Source organism: Faecalibacterium sp., assembly GCF_052358865.1.
Classification (GTDB): Bacteria; Bacillota; Clostridia; order Oscillospirales; family Ruminococcaceae; genus Faecalibacterium; species Faecalibacterium butyricigenerans.
On record NZ_DAWCVJ010000065.1, the window covers coordinates 1 to 14747 of the forward strand.

Sequence of the window (14747 nt, forward strand, 5' to 3'; positions counted from 1 at the left end):
CGGCGGCGAACTGCTCATCGTGGCGGAACTGGACGGCGAACACCGAGGTGATGGAGGCGGCGGGGCAGCATTCCAGCAGCAGCACCACCTGCGTGGCCATGCCGTAGCGGAAGAGGCCCAGCGCGGCAAAGACCGCGATGGTCAGCACCGGGATAAAGAACATCCGGACGACGGTAAGCTCCCAGATGTGCTTGTCGGTGAGGATGCGGCGCAGGTCGCCCGAGGCGATGAGCATTCCGGTGATGAGCATGGAGAGGGGGGTGTTCATGTTGCCCAGAAGCTCCATCGGCTGGGTGATGAGAGTGGGCAGCGGGATCTGGAAGAGGTAGAGGACAAGGCCCACGACGATGGCGTAGATGGCCGGGCAGCGCAGCAGACTTCCGGCCACCTTTTTGGGGTCAGAGCTGCCGCTGACGATGCTGTAGCCCAGCGTCCAGAGCAGAAGATTGAAGATGGTAAAGTAGGCGCTGGCGTAAAGCAGGCCCTCGGAACCAAATAACGCCGAGATGAGGGGAAGGCCCATGTAGCCTGCATTGGAGAAGATGCAGGCGAACCGGAAGATAGGGGTCCGGCTGTCCTTGCTGCGGGCCGTGAACAGCAGGGTGATGACAAGGCCCAGCAGGCTGGACAGGATGCTCAGGGCGAAGGCAGCCAGAAGATTGCGGAGGATCTCGGGGCTGAAATCCATCCGGTAGGAGTTGATGATCATAGCGGGCACGACGAGGTTGACCAGAAGATTCGAGAGGGTCTGCTTGCCTTCGGGGCGCAGCAGGCCGGTCTTGGCACCGAGGGCACCCAGCCCCATGAGGATGAAAAGCTCCGCCACCTGCTGGGCGGTGATAAGGGCGAGGTCCATGAGGGAGACTCCTTTCTGTTACAGGATGACATTCTTGATGAGCAGGGAGACGCTGCCGTCCTCGGCGTGGAGGAACTCCACCGCCGAGTCCTCGGAGAGGATCTCGGTGGGGATCTTCACCTCGATGCCGCTGGCGGTGTGGATGCTGCGGCTCTCCATCCGGCGGATGCGGGAGGGCGAGACGGTGACGGGCTGCTGAGCCTGCGCCGGCTCAAGGATGTCGCTCTTTTCCACATAGTCGTCGAAGGGGACGGCGGCCAGCGGGTATTCCTCAGCCAGCTGCTGGCGCACCTGCTCCACCGTCACCTTGTTGTCGTTGTCGGCAGCCTGATTGGCGATGAGCATGGCCACCTGCGCCTCGACATGAGGCTCGTCCTGATAGTTTTCCTGCACGGCCTGCACGGCGGCATCCTGAATGGCCTGAAGCTTTTTCTTCTCCGGCTCGGCGGTGGTGTACTGGAAAACGACGGTAGAGAGATAGAACTCCTTGTGGCCGTCGATGTCGAATTTCTTTTCCAGCAGCTTCATGGAGTAGTCGGTCAGGTCCACCAGTGCGCCCTCCTCCACCTTGCCGCTCTGGGTGGGCAGGCAGGCCCGCTGCTGGATGATGGAGTTGACAGGCGCACCGTCCACGCTCTCGGTGTAGTGGGTGTAGCCGTTTTTGTAGTTCAGTTTGAGGACGGCGAGCCACGGCTGACCGTCCCGGGTGAAGTCCACCACGGCGAGGTCGGCCCCGGGGATGGTGGTGTGGGCGTGCATATAGTCGAACAGGACGCCCGCGATGCGGCAGGACAGGTCAATAAAGTCCTTGTTCTGCTCCAGCTCGTACCGGAAAGCCGAGTCCGGCAGGGGGCGGCACTGGCGGATGTCGTCGCTGGCCAGCAGTTTTTCGATGTGGTACTGTAAATAGGCTGTCTTTTCGGCGGTCATCTCCATGCAGCTGCCGCTGAGGACAGGTGCGTCCAGCGTGGTGTCCAGAACGTGGAGAATGGCCTGATGAACGATGATCTCCATATGATAAACCTCTTTTCTAAGGAAATAACCTCTCAGTCTCGCATTCGCTCGACAAGGCCGGGTTGCGGCACCCAGCATCCGCAGCACTTCGTTTGCGTCTTGCTGGCCGCTGCCCCAACAGCGACTCCCTGTTTCCGCCATTGGCGGCGGTCGTCGTTGTTGCCCCTGCCGAGGGGAGCCTCTGGCGAAGAGATTAGGCTTTACGTACTGCCAAAGCCTCCCCTCGATAGGGGAGGTGGCATCGCGCCAGCGATGACGGAGAGGTTGAAACTCTAAATCAGCTCTCAGTATAGCACAACCCGGCCCAAAAGGCGAGAACGACTTGAAGCGGAAGGGTAGAAATGCTATACTTAGCCCAGAATACCTTATTATAAAGGATAAAGGAAGGGGAGACGCTGTATGGAATTTCGGGAAAAGCCGATGCAGAACCTTATGCGCATCAAGGAGAAGGAGATCTGCAAGAATGTGCAGGCGCTCCTGCTGGACGGCGAGAGCATCGTGGGCGCATACAAGACGGTGCGCGATCAGGCCGTTTTCACGAGCCACCGCATCTTTATCGTAGATATGCAGGGCGTCACCGGCACCCGGCAGGAGATCTTCGTCCTGCCCTACCGGAAGATCGTCCATTTCGGCATCCAGACCGCCGGCTTCGGCGACCCGCTGCAGACCTCGGAGCTGACGGTCTGCTACGCCGACGAGCACGAGATGAAGTTCGGCTTCATCGGGCAGGAGGAGCTTCTGGCTGTGGCCCGCGCCATCAGCCGGTGCATCCTGTGACATCAAAATAGGACAAAACGGGACAGCCCGCTCTGACAAACGTCAGAGCGGGCCGTCCCGTTTTGCTGTGATGATGAATAATGAAGAATAGTAGATGACTGTTTAGCAGGCGCGGCCAGCCTCGAGCATATAGCGCAGGAAGCCGGTGACATCAGCGGGGTCGCTGACGCTGATGCTGAAGCCCTTCTTGGGGGCGTCCATGGTCTGGAAGATGGCGGACGCCTCACGATCCTTCTTGAGGTCGCAGGTGGTGCCATTGTCCAGATGGAGGATGATGCTGCCGCGGCTTGCGGCAACCTGTTTCATAAAGCGGTTTTTATCAAAATATTCGATGCGAAGCATAATAAATACCTCCGTAACTGATATGTTTTTGCGGGTCGTGGTGCAGATCGGACATCGCGGCCGCTGCATGGGGAGCGGTCACCCCGCACGGAAAAGAACCGGCGTCAGGGGTTGTAACCGCCCGGGAACGGTGCTATACTGAGCTTATCCGCTCCGATGAAATAATACCACGAAACCGGCGGAGAAGATAGAACAAAAGCAGATTTTTTGTACAACAAAATCGGCTTTGACAAAAAAACTTCAATGTCTTGGGGAAAGGAATTGGCGAATATGGCACTAAACATCTGCCACGATGTCATTGTGGCCAGCGAGAGGGGCCGGGAGCTGGCGCAGCACGGCAGCGCCCTGTTTCCCATCGCCTGCTACGCCGAAGATCTGTCCAGCTACTCGGTGGCGTGGCACTGGCACGAGGAATTTGAATATGTGCTCTGCATGAAAGGTCCCCTCCATGTGGACGTGAACAAGACCCGCCTGACCTTGCAGACCGGGCAGGGCGTCTTTATCAACTCGGGGGCCCTCCACGCGGTGGAACAGGCATCGGAGGGCACGGCCCTGCTCCACTCGGGAGTGTTCCACCCGCGGCTCACGGGGGGCATGGATACCATCTTCTGGCAGAAGCTCATCCGCCCCATGACCCAGCCCGATGCCCCGGCCTTCTTTCTGCTGGACGAGTCGGTGCCGTGGCAGCGACAGGTGCTGGGCTGCCTGCACGACAGCTGGAAGGAAGTGTCCGACGAACCCTTCGACTACGAGAACCGGGTGCGCTATCATCTTTCGCTGGCTCTGCGGCTGCTGAGCACCCAGTGCGTGGGCGGGCGGACGAAGGTGTCCCAGCAGGAGCAGATCGCCTCTGAGCGGATGAAGCAGATGCTTCGGTTCGTGGAGGAGCACTATTCCGAGGAGCTTACCGTCCAGCTCATCGCGGACAGCGTGGCCCTCAGCGAGAGCGCCTGTCTGCGCAGCTTCCGGCAGATGCTGGGCATCACGCCCATCCAGTACGTCAAGCAGTACCGGGTGGAAAAAGCCGCCGAGCTGCTTCGCTCTACCCGGCTCAAGACCGGCGAGATCGGCGCGGAGTGCGGCTTTACAGACAGCAGTTACTTTATCAAGATATTCCGGGAGATCAAACACTGTACCCCCAAAGAATACCGCATGAAATTCTGTTGAACTGTAAATAAGGAGAATTTGTCCCATGCAGCGTACATTGACCTCAGGCCCCATCACCAGCAGCATCCTGCTCTTTGCCCTGCCTCTCATGTTCGGCAACCTGCTGCAGCAGATGTACAACATCGCCGACACATGGGTGGTGGGGCGCTTCCTCGGCGCCGACGCGCTGGCGGCGGTCGGCTCGTCCTACACCCTCATGACCTTCCTCACCTCGATTTTGCTGGGCCTGTGCATGGGCAGCGGCGCGGCCATCTCGATGCAGTATGGCAGCGGCGAATCCGAAAAAATGCGCCGGAGCGTGTTCCAGTCCTTCGTCCTCATCGCGGGGATCGCGCTGGTGCTGAACCTGCTGGTCTATCTGGGGCTGGACGGCATCCTCTGGGTACTGCGGGTGCCCGAAGAGCTGAAGCCTCTGATGAAGGACTACCTCCTCATCATCTTCCTCGGCATCACGGCCACCTTCCTCTACAACTACTTTGCAAACCTTCTCCGCGCCATCGGCAACTCGGTGGTGCCGCTGGTCTTTCTGGCCGTGTCGGCCATTCTGAACGTCTTCCTCGACCTGTTCTGCGTCATCGTCCTCGGCTGGGGCATCAAGGGGGCGGCAGGCGCGACGGTATTTTCACAGTTCGTATCGGGCGTCGGCATCGGCGTCTATACCCTGAAAAAATTCCCGGAGCTTTGCCCCCGTCGGGAGGACTGCCGCTGGGATAGGAAGAACCTTGCGGCCATCCTGAACCTTTCGGTCATGACCAGCATCCAGCAGTCCATCATGAACTTCGGCATCCTGATGGTACAGGGCCTCGTGAACAGCTTCGGCACGGTCATCATGGCGGCCTTCGCAGCGGCGGTGAAGATCGACTCCTTCGCCTATATGCCGGTGCAGGATTTCGGCAATGCCTTCTCCACCTATGTGGCCCAGAACTACGGCGCAGGCCAGACCGACCGCATCCGCAGAGGCATCCGCAGCGCAGGGCTGACCTCGGCGCTCTTCTGCATCTTTATCAGCGTGATGGTCTGTCTCTTTGCCGCCCCTCTCATGGGCATCTTCATCGACCCCTTGCAGGCGGACATCATCGCCGCCGGTGTCCACTATCTGCGCATCGAGGGCGCGTGCTACATCGGCATCGGCCTCCTCTTCCTGCTCTACGGCTACTACCGCGCCGTCAACCAGCCGGGAATGTCGGTGATGCTGACCATCGCCTCTCTGGGCACCCGCGTTGCGCTGGCTTACCTGCTGTCGGCCACCCCGCTGGGCGTCACCGGCATCTGGCTCAGCGTCCCCATCGGCTGGGCGCTGGCGGATGTCATCGGCATCGGATACTATCTGGTAAAACATAGGAAGGTGACACAATGAAAATCGAACACGCTGCGTTGTATGTCAACGACCTCGAGGCAGCAAAGGACTTCTTCGTCCGCTACCTCGACGCTGTGCCGAACGAGGGCTACCACAACCCGCGGACGGACTTCCGCTCCTACTTCCTTACCTTCGGGGAGGGCGCACGCCTCGAGCTGATGAATAAGCCCGGTATGTCCGACCTGCCCAAGCCTGCCGTCCGCACCGGCTATGCACATATCGCGTTCAGCATCGGAAGCCGAGAGAAGGTGGAGGAATTGACAGCACGCCTCAAGGCGGACGGCTGCGAGGTCCTCAGCGGCCCGCGCACCACCGGCGACGGATATTATGAAAGCTGTGTCCTCGCGGTGGAAGGGAATCAGATCGAGATCACGGTATAAGAAATGCAAAGATCCCCCTGAGTGGTTGCTTAGGGGGATCTTTTCTGTTTTCACCCCGATTTACGCAACTTATATAGTGTATAAGTTGCGTAAAAACCTGTGAAAGAACCGTGAAAGCTAAAACTTTTTAGATAAAACTATTGACAATCCCGGACGGTCGAGTATAATGACCTTGTTGAATCGCTCAAAACATTTAACTAAACAGCCTGAGATGATTCGCCCGTATCAGACACAATATCACAACACATACAAGATAAAAGGAGAAGCTTACCATGACTTTTGAGGATATGAAGAAGATCGTCGTTGACACCCTGAACTGCGAGGAGGAGAAGGTCACGATGGAGGCCAGCCTGACCGAGGACCTCGAGGCCGACAGCCTCGACGCTGTGGAGCTGAACATGGCTCTGGAGGATGCCTTCGGCGTCTCCATCCCCGACGAGGAGCTGGCCAACATGAAGACCGTCGGCGACATCTTCAACTACCTGACTGCACACGCTGAGGCATAACGATGAACGACATCAGAGACCTGCTCCCGGGCCGGATGCGGGAGCGCACCTTCCAGCTCAAAGCCCGGCGGGACGCCGGTGTGGCGTGGCATGAGCCGCAGTTTGTGGAATGCAAGCAGTGCGGACGCCGTGCCACCCGCCAGATCTGGGCCAAGAGCCTCTTCGTCTGCCCCAACTGCGGCAATCACCAGCCCATCGGCGCGTACTACCGCCTGAGCCTCGTGCTGGACAGCGGCAGCTTCCGGGAGCTGGACGAAGAGCTTGCCCCGCAGGATGTGCTGGGCTTCCCCGGCTACACCGACAAGCTCGCCGCCCAGACCCAGAAGACAGGCCTCAGTGAGGCTGCTGTCACAGCTGTGGGCCGCATCGGCGGCGTGGCCGTGGTGGCCGCAGTGCTGGACAGCCGCTTTTTCATGGGCAGCATGAGCACGGCTGTGGGTGAGCGCGTCACCCGCGCCATCGAATATGCCGCCGCCAAAAAGCTTCCGCTGGTCATCTTCTCGGCCAGCGGCGGCGCCCGGATGCAGGAGGGCATCTTCAGCCTCATGCAGATGGCCAAGACCAGCGCCGCCATCGAGCGCTTTTCGGCCAAGGGCGGGCTGTACATCAGCGTGCTGACCCACCCCACCACCGGCGGCGTCACCGCCAGCTTCGCCAGCCTTGGCGACATCATGCTGGCCGAGCCGGGGGCACTCATCGGCTTCGCCGGTCCCCGCGTCATCGAGCAGACCATCGGTGAGCGCCTGCCCGAGGGCTTCCAGCGCAGCGAGTTCCAGCTGGAACACGGCTTTGTGGACAAGGTCGTGCCCCGCAGCGAGCTTCGCGCCACCCTCATCCAGCTGCTGCAGCTCCATGCAGGCGGGAGGAAAACGGAATGATAAAAGAACTTCTGGAGCAGCTTGCTCCTTTGGACGCCCAGATCGCTGCCCTGCGGGGCGGCGCACAGGACGAGGACAGCCAGATGGCCGCCATCACGGCCCACGCCTCTGAGCTGGCCGAGCTGGCCGTGGAGGAGGATGAGATCCTCCGCTGCTGCGGCCCGCTGACCGCCGAGGACCGGGTCTTTCTGGCCCGCCATCCCGAGCGCCCCCACATCGATGAGACCATCAACGCCCTGTTCACCGACTTCTTTGAGCAGTGCGGCGACCGTCAGTGCCGGGAGGACAGGGCCATTCTGGGCGGCATCGCCCGCTTCCACGGGATGCCCGTGACCGTCATCGGCCACCGCAAAGGCTCCACGCTGGAGGAGAACATGGCCTGCAACTTCGGTATGCCGGGGCCGGAGGGCTACCGCAAGGCCCTCCGCCTCATGAAGCAGGCCGAAAAGTTCGGCCGCCCCATCATCACCTTCATCGACACGCCGGGCGCATACCCCGGCAAGGAGGCGGAAGAGCGGGGACAGGGCGAGGCCATCGCCCGCAACCTCATGGAGATGAGCGGCCTGACCGTCCCGGTCATCGCCGTCGTCACGGGCGAAGGCTCCTCCGGCGGCGCACTGGCGCTGGGTGTGGCGAACCACATCCTCATGCTGGAAAATGCCGTCTACTCGGTGCTCAGCCCCGAGGGCTTCGCCAGCATCCTCTGGAAAGACGCCTCCCGCAGCGGCGAGGCCTGCGAGATCATGAAGCTGACCGCGCAGGACCTCTATAAGGACGGCATCGTGGAGGAGATCATCCCCGAGCCGGTGGGCGGCGCACAGCGCAGCCACGCGGCCCTCTTTGCCGCGCTGGACACGGCCCTGAAAGACCACCTCACCGCCCTCTGCAAGATGAGCGGCAAGGCACTGGCCGACCAGCGGTACAAAAAATTTCGTCAGATCGGAGAAGCGAAACGAGCATGAACGGTTTGCAGTTGATCGCCACAGGCGGGGCCTTGCCCGGCCGCACGGTCACAAATGAAGAGCTGAGCCGCACCGTGGACACCAGCGACGAGTGGATCACCACCCGCACCGGCATCCGCGCACGCCACTGGTGCACAGAGGAAGAATCTGCCGCCACACTGGCCATCGCAGCGGCAAAGCAGGCGCTGGAGCGCAGCGGCCTCGGGCCGCAGGACATCGCCTGCTGTGTCTGTGCCACCCTTTCGGCCCCCGACGCGACCCCCAGCGTGGCCTGTCAGGTGCAGCGTGCCCTCGGCCTGCCGGAGGACCGCCCCGCACTGGACGTCAATGCAGCCTGCTCGGGCTTCATCTACGGCACCGCCGTGGCCCGCGGTCTGCTGGCGACGCTGGGCGGGCGGTATGCCCTCGTGGTGGGCTGTGAGGCGCTGTCCCGCCTGATGGATCAGACCGACCGCTCTACCTGCGTCCTCTTCGGTGACGGGGCGGGCGCAGCGATCTTTGAACGGTGCGACGCACCCTTTGCCATCACGCTGGGAGCACGGGGCGACGAGGCCATCCACGCAGGCGGCCCCTGCCGCACCGGCTCGGCCCCCATCAGCATGGACGGCAGGGCCGTCTTCCGCTTCGCGGTGGACGCACTGCCCCGCTGCCTGCACAAGGTGCTGGAGGAGACGCAGCTGACGCTGGACGAGGTGGACTGGGTGGTCTGTCATCAGGCCAACAGCCGCATCATCGACCACTGTGTGAAAGCGCTTCACGCCGACGCCGCAAAATTCTACAAGAACATGGATCGCCACGGCAACACCAGTGCGGCCAGTATCCCGGTGGCCCTCAACGAGATGGCCGAGGCCGGGCTGCTCAAGGCTGGACAGAAGGTGTCCTGCATCGGCTTCGGCGGCGGCCTGACCTGGGGCGGGATGCTGATTACTTATAAGGGATGTATCAGATGAAACTTTTGAACGAAATTCTGGGCACGAAATACCCCATCATTCAGGGCGGCATGGCCAACATCGCCACCGGCGAGTTCGCCGCCGCCTGCTCCAACGCCGGTGCGCTGGGCCTCATCGGCGCAGGCGGCATGAACGTCGAGACCCTGCGGGAGAACATCCGCCGCTGCAAGGCGCTCACCGATAAACCGTTCGGCGTCAACATCATGCTGATGCATCCGCAGGCCGACGAGTTTGCGAAGATCGTCGTGGAGGAGGGCGTCAAGGTCGTCACCACCGGCGCAGGCAACCCCGGCAAGTACATCTCCATGTGGAAGGAAGCCGGCATCAAGGTCATCCCCGTGGTGGCAGCGGCCGTTCTGGCCAAGCACCTCGTCCCGCTGGGCGTGGATGCCGTCATCGCAGAGGGCACCGAGAGCGGCGGCCATGTGGGCGAGATGACCACCATGGCACTGGTGCCGCAGGTGGTGGACGCAGTGGATGTCCCTGTCATCGCAGCAGGCGGCATCGCCGATGGCCGTCAGCTGGCCGCAGCCTTTGCGCTGGGAGCCTGCGGCGTGCAGGTGGGCACCTGTCTGCTGGTCAGCGAGGAGTGCCCCGTCCATGAGAACTACAAGGCCGCGCTCCTGCGGGCCAAGGACAGTGACACCATCGTTACCGGCCGCATCGGCGGCACCCCCGTCCGTGTCCTGAAAAACCGGATGAGCCGCGAGTACGTCCGGCAGGAAAAGGCCGGTGCCGACAAGATGGAGCTGGAAAAATACACGCTGGGCAGCCTGCGGCGCGCCGTCTTTGAGGGCGACACCGCCACCGGCAGCTTGATGGCCGGTCAGGTGGCCGGTATGCTCCACGAGGTGCGCCCTGTGGCCGACATCCTCGACGAGCTGTGGGAGAGCGGGAGGCAGCGGATGAAATCGCTGGGCGAATTATGCTGACCCTCGCAGGAAAGCCGCTGGCTGTGCCCATCTTACAGGGCGGCATGGGCGTCGGCGTCTCCCTCGGCGGGCTGGCCGGTGCCGTCGCAGCCTGCGGCGGCATGGGCTGCATCTCCACGGCCGATGCAGGCTACCGGGAGCCGGACTTTGCCCGTGACCCCGCCGCTGCCAACCTCCGCGCCCTGAAAAAAGAGATTGAAAAAGCGAAAGAGATCGCAGGCGGCGCAGGTCTGGTGGCCATCAACGCGATGGTCGCCACCCAGAACTACGCCGACGCTGTCCGCACCGCCGTGGAGGCGGGGGTGGACGCCATCGTATCGGGTGCAGGCCTCCCGCTGGAGCTGCCCGGGCTTGTGAAATGTGCCGATGTGGCGCTGGCCCCCATCGTGTCCAGCGGCCGTGCGGCAAAACTCATCCTCCGCCGGTGGGCCAAGGCGTTTGGCCGCACTGCCGACTTCGTGGTCATCGAGGGCTGCAAGGCAGGCGGACATCTGGGCTTTTCGGAGGAGGAGCTTCTGGCCGGGAAATGCCAGACTCTCGACGAAATCCTGCCCGAAGTCCTGGCCGAGGTAAAGCCTTTCGAAGAGCAGTTCGGCCACGCCATCCCGGTCTTTGTGGCCGGAGGCATCTACACGGGCGAGGACATTGCCCACTATGCAAAGATGGGTGCTGCGGGCGCACAGCTCGCCACCCGGTTCATCCCCACCTATGAGTGCGACGCCAGCCAGACCTACAAAGACGTCCTGCTGGCCGCAAAGCCGGAGGACGTCCGCATCATCCACAGCCCTGTGGGGATGCCGGGCCGTGCGCTGGCGACCCCGCTGGTGCAGAAGCTCGAGCAGGGACTTCGCTTCCCGCCGAAGCACTGTGCCCGCTGCCTGAAAGCCTGCGAGCCGGCCAAGGTGCCCTACTGCATCACCCACGCCCTCATCGAGGCCGTGAAGGGCAACGTGGAAGAGGGACTCTTCTTCTGCGGAGCCAATGTGAGCCGTCTCGACCGGATGCGGAGCGTCCGGGAGCTGATGGAGGAACTGATGGACGATTGGAGGAAACACCAATGAAGCTTGCCATTCTGTATGCCGGCCAAGGCTCTCAGCACCCCGGCATGGGCAAAGACCTTTACGAGAGATACCCCGCGTTCCGGGAGGCGTTCGACGCCGCAGACCTCGATTTTGATTTGCAGAGCGTCTGCTTCGACGACCCGGAAGGCGTTTTGAATCTGACCCAGTACACCCAGCCCTGCATGGTGGCCTTTGCCGCCGGTGTCACGGCTGTCCTGAAGGAAAACGGCGTGAAGGCCGACTATTTGGCCGGTCTGTCGCTGGGCGAATACTCCGCGCTGGAAGCAGCCGGAGTCTTCACCGCACAGCAGGCGGTGGAGCTGGCCGCATTCCGCGGCAGGGCCATGGCCGATGCGGCCAAGGGCATCGAGTGCGGCATGACCGCCGTGATGAACCTCGACCGCGACGCACTGGCAAAGTGCTGCGAGGAGGCCTCCGCTCTGGGCTGCGTGCAGATCTGCAATTACAACTGCCCGGGCCAGCTGGTCATCGGCGGCGAGAAGGCCGCAGTGGAAAAGGCTGCCGAGCTGGCGAAAGCCGCCGGTGCCCGCCGCTGCATCCCCCTGAAGGTCAGCGGCCCCTTCCACACCCGCCTGATGCACCCCGCAGGGGATGCGCTGGCAAAGCGCTTTGAGGCTGAGCACTTCGGCGAGATGGAAACGCCGGTCCTCTTCAACTGCCTCGGCCATGAAAAGGCCGAAAGCGACACCATCCCGGCCCTGCTGGAAAAGCAGGTGCAGAGCAGCGTCTACATGGAAGACACCCTCCGCCGTCTGGGCGAGCTGGGCGTCACCGACATCCTCGAGGTCGGCCCGGGCAAGGCCCTGAGCGGCTTCGTGAAAAAGACGCTGGGAACGGATGTCCGCTGCACTGCTGTCGAGACGGCAGAAGAGCTGGAAGCCTTCCTCACCGGCTGGAAGGAGGCACAGGCATGAGCGAAGAAAAGCTGACCCGTGCCGCCGTCGTCACCGGCGGAAGCCGGGGCATCGGCCGGGCCGTCTGCCTCGCGCTGGCAAAGCAGGGCTGCAATGTGGTGGTCAACTACTGCCACGGCGAGGCCGCTGCCGCCGAGACGGCCGCTCTTTGCAAGGAGCAGGGCGTGGAGGCTGTCACCGTGCAGGCCGACGTCTCCACCGCCGAGGGCTGCAAGAAGCTGTTTGAAGAGGCGGTGAACGCCTTCGGACGGGTGGACATTCTGGTCAACAACGCGGGCATCACCCGCGACAACCTCATCCTCCGCCTTTCCGAGGAGGACTTTGACACCGTCCTGAACGCCAACCTCAAGGGTGCGTTCCTCTGCTGCAAGGAGGCTGCACGCCGGATGGTGCGCCAGCGCTATGGCCGCATCGTCAACCTGAGCAGCGTGGTGGGCCTGCGGGGCAACGCGGGCCAGACCAACTATTCCGCCAGCAAGGCGGGCCTGATCGGCCTGACCAAGAGCCTCGCCAAAGAGCTGGCCAGCCGGAATGTCACCGTCAATGCGGTGGCCCCCGGCTTCATCGCTACGGATATGACCGCCGCCCTGCCGGAGGCCGTCCGCACCGAGATGTGCAAGACCATCCCGGAGGGACACGCCGGACAGCCGGAGGACGTGGCAAACGCGGTGGCCTTCTTTGCCGCCGAACAAAGCAGCTATCTCACCGGGCAGGTGCTCTGTGTGGACGGCGGCATGGCAATGTAAAAGGAGCTTTTTCTATGGAAAAACGCAGAGTCGTCATCACCGGTCTGGGAACCGTGAACCCTCTTGGTAATAACACCGCCGACAGCTGGGCTGCCGCCCGCGCAGGCAAGTGCGGCATCGGCCCCATCACCCAGTTCGACGCCAGCGAGTTCAAGTGCAAGCTGGCGGGCGAGGTCAAGGACTTCGACCCCGAGACCGTCGTGGACAAAAAAGAGGCCCGCAAGATGGCCCGCTTTACCCTGCTGGCACTGGGCGCTGCCGCCGAGGCCATTCAGGACAGCGGCATCGACTGCGAGGCGGAGGCCGAGGACATCGGCGTCATCGTGTCCAGCGGCATCGGCGGTCTGCCCACCATTGAGGAGCAGCACGCCCGGGGCGAGGAGAAGGGGATGGAAAAGGTCAGCCCCTACTTCGTCCCCATGGCCATCGCCAACATGGCTGCGGCCCAGATCGCCATCCGCTTCGGCCTCAAAGGCATCTGCACCTGCCCGGTGACGGCCTGCGCCGGCGGCACCAACGCCGTGGGCGACGCCTTCCACCGCATCCGGGACGGCTATGAGCCGGTCATGGTCTGTGGCGGCGCGGAGAGCTGCATCAGCCCGCTGGGCATCGGCGGCTTTACCAGCATGAAGGCCCTTTCTACCTCCACCGACCCCGACGCGGCCAGCCTGCCCTTCGACGCACGGCGCGGCGGCTTCGTCATGGGCGAGGGCAGCGGTGTGCTGGTCCTCGAGGAGCTGGAGCACGCCAAGGCCCGCGGCGCACACATCTACGCTGAGGTGGTGGGCTACGGTGCCAACTGCGACGCCTACCACTTCACGGCTCCCGCACCCGGCGGCACCGGTGCCATCGGCTGCATGAAGCTGACCCTGAAGGACGGCGGCATCGCCCCCGAGCAGATCGACCACATCAACGCCCACGGCACCGGCACCCACATGAACGACAGCTGCGAGACGGCCGCTATCCATGCCGTCTTTGGCGACCATGCCAAGGACATCGCCGTGGTCAGCACCAAGAGCATGACCGGCCATCTGCTGGGCGGCGCAGGCGGCATCGAGGCCGTCTTTACCGCACTGGCTCTCCGGGATCAGTTCGCGCCCCCCACCATCCACTACGAGCAGCCCGACCCCGAGTGCGATCTGGACTATGTGCCCAACGTCGGCCGGGAGATGAAGATGGAGTACGCCCTGAGCAACAGTCTGGGCTTTGGCGGGCACAACGCCTGTCTGGCCTTCAAGAAGTGGGAGGGCTGAGCGATGGCAGAACCCCGCACCGTCCGTGAAACCCCGAACTGCCTGACCAGCGAGGAGATCGCGGCCATCCTGCCCCACCGGTATCCTTTCGCCCTCGTGGACCGTATTCTGGACTACGAGCCGGGCCAGTGGGCCATCGGCCGCAAGTGCGTCTCCCGCAATGAGGAGTTCTTCTGCGGCCATTTCCCGGGCACGCCGGTCATGCCCGGCGTCCTCATCCTTGAGGCGCTGGCCCAGACCGGTGCCGTCGCGGCCCTGAGCCTGCCGGAGAATCAGGGCAAGCTGGCCCTCTTCGGCGGCATCAAGAATGCCCGCTTCCGCAAGCAGGTCACTCCCGGCGATGTGCTCACCCTCCACTGTGAGCTGGTGGAGCAGCGCGGCCCGGTGGGCATCGGCAAGGCCTCAGCCTATGTGGACGGCAAGTGTGCTGCTTCGGCAGAGCTGACCTTTGTGCTGACAGAACGATAAAACAAAAACAGAGAGGATCATCCTTCGCGGGCTGTCCTCTCTGTTTTTATTATAAAGAAGTTATACGGTCTTTTCTGCCGCCTCCACCACATTGCTCACCAGCACGGAGGTGGTCACGGTACCCACTCCGCCGGGGACCTGTCTCTAATTCACATCTCCAATC

17 protein-coding genes are annotated in these 14747 nt (G+C 62.6%); 14 read left to right on the forward strand and 3 right to left on the reverse strand.

Translation table 11 applies throughout. From position 1 onward, the window contains the following. Both ACT8X9_RS10125 and ACT8X9_RS10130 read right to left on the reverse strand, forming a co-directional pair. The coding region (locus ACT8X9_RS10125; RefSeq protein ID WP_444268889.1) for an AEC family transporter at positions 1-856 on the reverse strand (856 nt) is incomplete at its 3' end. Positions 857-874: 18 nt separating this feature from the next. Then, positions 875-1870 carry a nucleoid-associated protein gene (locus ACT8X9_RS10130; protein WP_249233444.1) on the reverse strand — a complete coding sequence of 332 codons (996 nt, stop codon included), beginning with the start codon at positions 1868-1870 and terminating at the stop codon, positions 875-877. 399 nt (positions 1871-2269) lie between these two features. On the opposite strand from ACT8X9_RS10130, the gene ACT8X9_RS10135 reads away from it, so the two are divergent. Next, entirely contained in the window at positions 2270-2647 is a 378-nt protein-coding gene (locus ACT8X9_RS10135) for a PH domain-containing protein (RefSeq protein WP_249233443.1), read from the forward strand. Positions 2648-2749: 102 nt separating this feature from the next. Here ACT8X9_RS10135 and ACT8X9_RS10140 read toward each other — a convergent pair whose 3' ends face one another. Continuing rightward, on the reverse strand, positions 2750-2989 hold the full coding sequence (locus tag ACT8X9_RS10140) for a hypothetical protein (RefSeq protein ID WP_227620193.1): 240 nt from the start codon (positions 2987-2989) through the stop codon (positions 2750-2752). A 270-nt stretch (positions 2990-3259) separates the two neighbouring features. Here ACT8X9_RS10140 and ACT8X9_RS10145 point away from each other — a divergent pair, with 270 nt between their 5' ends. From ACT8X9_RS10145 to fabZ, 13 genes are all read left to right on the forward strand, one after another. After that, positions 3260-4156, forward strand: coding sequence for a helix-turn-helix domain-containing protein (locus ACT8X9_RS10145; RefSeq protein WP_227620194.1), 897 nt, complete (start codon positions 3260-3262; stop codon positions 4154-4156). A gap of 25 nt (positions 4157-4181) precedes the next feature. Beyond that, on the forward strand, positions 4182-5513 hold the full coding sequence (locus tag ACT8X9_RS10150; protein WP_444268890.1) for an MATE family efflux transporter: 1332 nt from the start codon (positions 4182-4184) through the stop codon (positions 5511-5513). After that, entirely contained in the window at positions 5510-5893 is a 384-nt protein-coding gene (locus ACT8X9_RS10155) for a VOC family protein (protein ID WP_444268891.1), read from the forward strand. The genes ACT8X9_RS10150 and ACT8X9_RS10155 overlap by 4 nt, the downstream gene beginning before the upstream one ends. A 272-nt stretch (positions 5894-6165) precedes the next feature. After that, the gene (gene acpP, locus ACT8X9_RS10160) at positions 6166-6399 is read left to right on the forward strand and encodes an acyl carrier protein (protein ID WP_149794608.1); all 234 of its coding nucleotides are present in this window, start codon (positions 6166-6168) and stop codon (positions 6397-6399) included. Between the two features lie 2 nt (positions 6400-6401). After that, entirely contained in the window at positions 6402-7277 is an 876-nt protein-coding gene (gene accD, locus ACT8X9_RS10165) for an acetyl-CoA carboxylase, carboxyltransferase subunit beta (protein WP_249233439.1), read from the forward strand. Further along, the gene (locus tag ACT8X9_RS10170; protein WP_227620198.1) at positions 7274-8239 is read left to right on the forward strand and encodes an acetyl-CoA carboxylase carboxyltransferase subunit alpha; all 966 of its coding nucleotides are present in this window, start codon (positions 7274-7276) and stop codon (positions 8237-8239) included. The genes accD and ACT8X9_RS10170 overlap by 4 nt, the downstream gene beginning before the upstream one ends. Then, positions 8236-9189 (forward strand): beta-ketoacyl-ACP synthase 3, encoded by a 954-nt coding sequence (locus ACT8X9_RS10175; protein WP_227620199.1) that lies wholly within the window; start codon positions 8236-8238, stop codon positions 9187-9189. Before ACT8X9_RS10170 ends, ACT8X9_RS10175 begins: the two co-directional genes overlap by 4 nt. Continuing rightward, positions 9186-10121 (forward strand): nitronate monooxygenase, encoded by a 936-nt coding sequence (locus ACT8X9_RS10180; RefSeq protein WP_227620200.1) that lies wholly within the window; start codon positions 9186-9188, stop codon positions 10119-10121. Before ACT8X9_RS10175 ends, ACT8X9_RS10180 begins: the two co-directional genes overlap by 4 nt. Continuing rightward, on the forward strand, positions 10115-11182 hold the full coding sequence (locus ACT8X9_RS10185; protein ID WP_444268892.1) for an NAD(P)H-dependent flavin oxidoreductase: 1068 nt from the start codon (positions 10115-10117) through the stop codon (positions 11180-11182). Before ACT8X9_RS10180 ends, ACT8X9_RS10185 begins: the two co-directional genes overlap by 7 nt. Next, positions 11179-12117 (forward strand): ACP S-malonyltransferase, encoded by a 939-nt coding sequence (fabD, locus tag ACT8X9_RS10190; protein ID WP_444268893.1) that lies wholly within the window; start codon positions 11179-11181, stop codon positions 12115-12117. The genes ACT8X9_RS10185 and fabD overlap by 4 nt, the downstream gene beginning before the upstream one ends. After that, positions 12114-12863 carry a 3-oxoacyl-[acyl-carrier-protein] reductase gene (gene fabG / locus ACT8X9_RS10195; RefSeq protein WP_412591641.1) on the forward strand — a complete coding sequence of 250 codons (750 nt, stop codon included), beginning with the start codon at positions 12114-12116 and terminating at the stop codon, positions 12861-12863. Before fabD ends, fabG begins: the two co-directional genes overlap by 4 nt. A gap of 14 nt (positions 12864-12877) precedes the next feature. Next, a complete protein-coding gene (gene fabF / locus ACT8X9_RS10200) occupies positions 12878-14116 on the forward strand; it encodes a beta-ketoacyl-ACP synthase II (protein WP_249233434.1) in 1239 nt (412 codons plus the stop codon). Positions 14117-14119: 3 nt separating this feature from the next. After that, positions 14120-14584: a 3-hydroxyacyl-ACP dehydratase FabZ gene (gene fabZ / locus ACT8X9_RS10205; RefSeq protein WP_227620205.1), complete on the forward strand. Its 465-nt coding sequence runs from the start codon at positions 14120-14122 to the stop codon at positions 14582-14584. The last annotated feature ends 163 nt before the right edge of the window (positions 14585-14747 follow it).

What these genes read in the sequence shown, in the direction of transcription:
- ACT8X9_RS10130 (WP_249233444.1), bottom strand. Translation starts at nt 1,870, where the DNA reads ATGGAGATCATCGTTCATCAGGCCATTCTCCACGTTCTGGACACCACG.
- ACT8X9_RS10135 (WP_249233443.1), top strand. Translation starts at nt 2,270, where the DNA reads ATGGAATTTCGGGAAAAGCCGATGCAGAACCTTATGCGCATCAAGGAG.
- ACT8X9_RS10140 (WP_227620193.1), bottom strand. Translation starts at nt 2,989, where the DNA reads ATGCTTCGCATCGAATATTTTGATAAAAACCGCTTTATGAAACAGGTT.
- ACT8X9_RS10145 (WP_227620194.1), top strand. Translation starts at nt 3,260, where the DNA reads ATGGCACTAAACATCTGCCACGATGTCATTGTGGCCAGCGAGAGGGGC.
- ACT8X9_RS10150 (WP_444268890.1), top strand. Translation starts at nt 4,182, where the DNA reads ATGCAGCGTACATTGACCTCAGGCCCCATCACCAGCAGCATCCTGCTC.
- ACT8X9_RS10155 (WP_444268891.1), top strand. Translation starts at nt 5,510, where the DNA reads ATGAAAATCGAACACGCTGCGTTGTATGTCAACGACCTCGAGGCAGCA.
- acpP (WP_149794608.1), top strand. Translation starts at nt 6,166, where the DNA reads ATGACTTTTGAGGATATGAAGAAGATCGTCGTTGACACCCTGAACTGC.
- accD (WP_249233439.1), top strand. Translation starts at nt 6,402, where the DNA reads ATGAACGACATCAGAGACCTGCTCCCGGGCCGGATGCGGGAGCGCACC.
- ACT8X9_RS10170 (WP_227620198.1), top strand. Translation starts at nt 7,274, where the DNA reads ATGATAAAAGAACTTCTGGAGCAGCTTGCTCCTTTGGACGCCCAGATC.
- ACT8X9_RS10175 (WP_227620199.1), top strand. Translation starts at nt 8,236, where the DNA reads ATGAACGGTTTGCAGTTGATCGCCACAGGCGGGGCCTTGCCCGGCCGC.
- ACT8X9_RS10180 (WP_227620200.1), top strand. Translation starts at nt 9,186, where the DNA reads ATGAAACTTTTGAACGAAATTCTGGGCACGAAATACCCCATCATTCAG.
- ACT8X9_RS10185 (WP_444268892.1), top strand. Translation starts at nt 10,115, where the DNA reads ATGCTGACCCTCGCAGGAAAGCCGCTGGCTGTGCCCATCTTACAGGGC.
- fabD (WP_444268893.1), top strand. Translation starts at nt 11,179, where the DNA reads ATGAAGCTTGCCATTCTGTATGCCGGCCAAGGCTCTCAGCACCCCGGC.
- fabG (WP_412591641.1), top strand. Translation starts at nt 12,114, where the DNA reads ATGAGCGAAGAAAAGCTGACCCGTGCCGCCGTCGTCACCGGCGGAAGC.
- fabF (WP_249233434.1), top strand. Translation starts at nt 12,878, where the DNA reads ATGGAAAAACGCAGAGTCGTCATCACCGGTCTGGGAACCGTGAACCCT.
- fabZ (WP_227620205.1), top strand. Translation starts at nt 14,120, where the DNA reads ATGGCAGAACCCCGCACCGTCCGTGAAACCCCGAACTGCCTGACCAGC.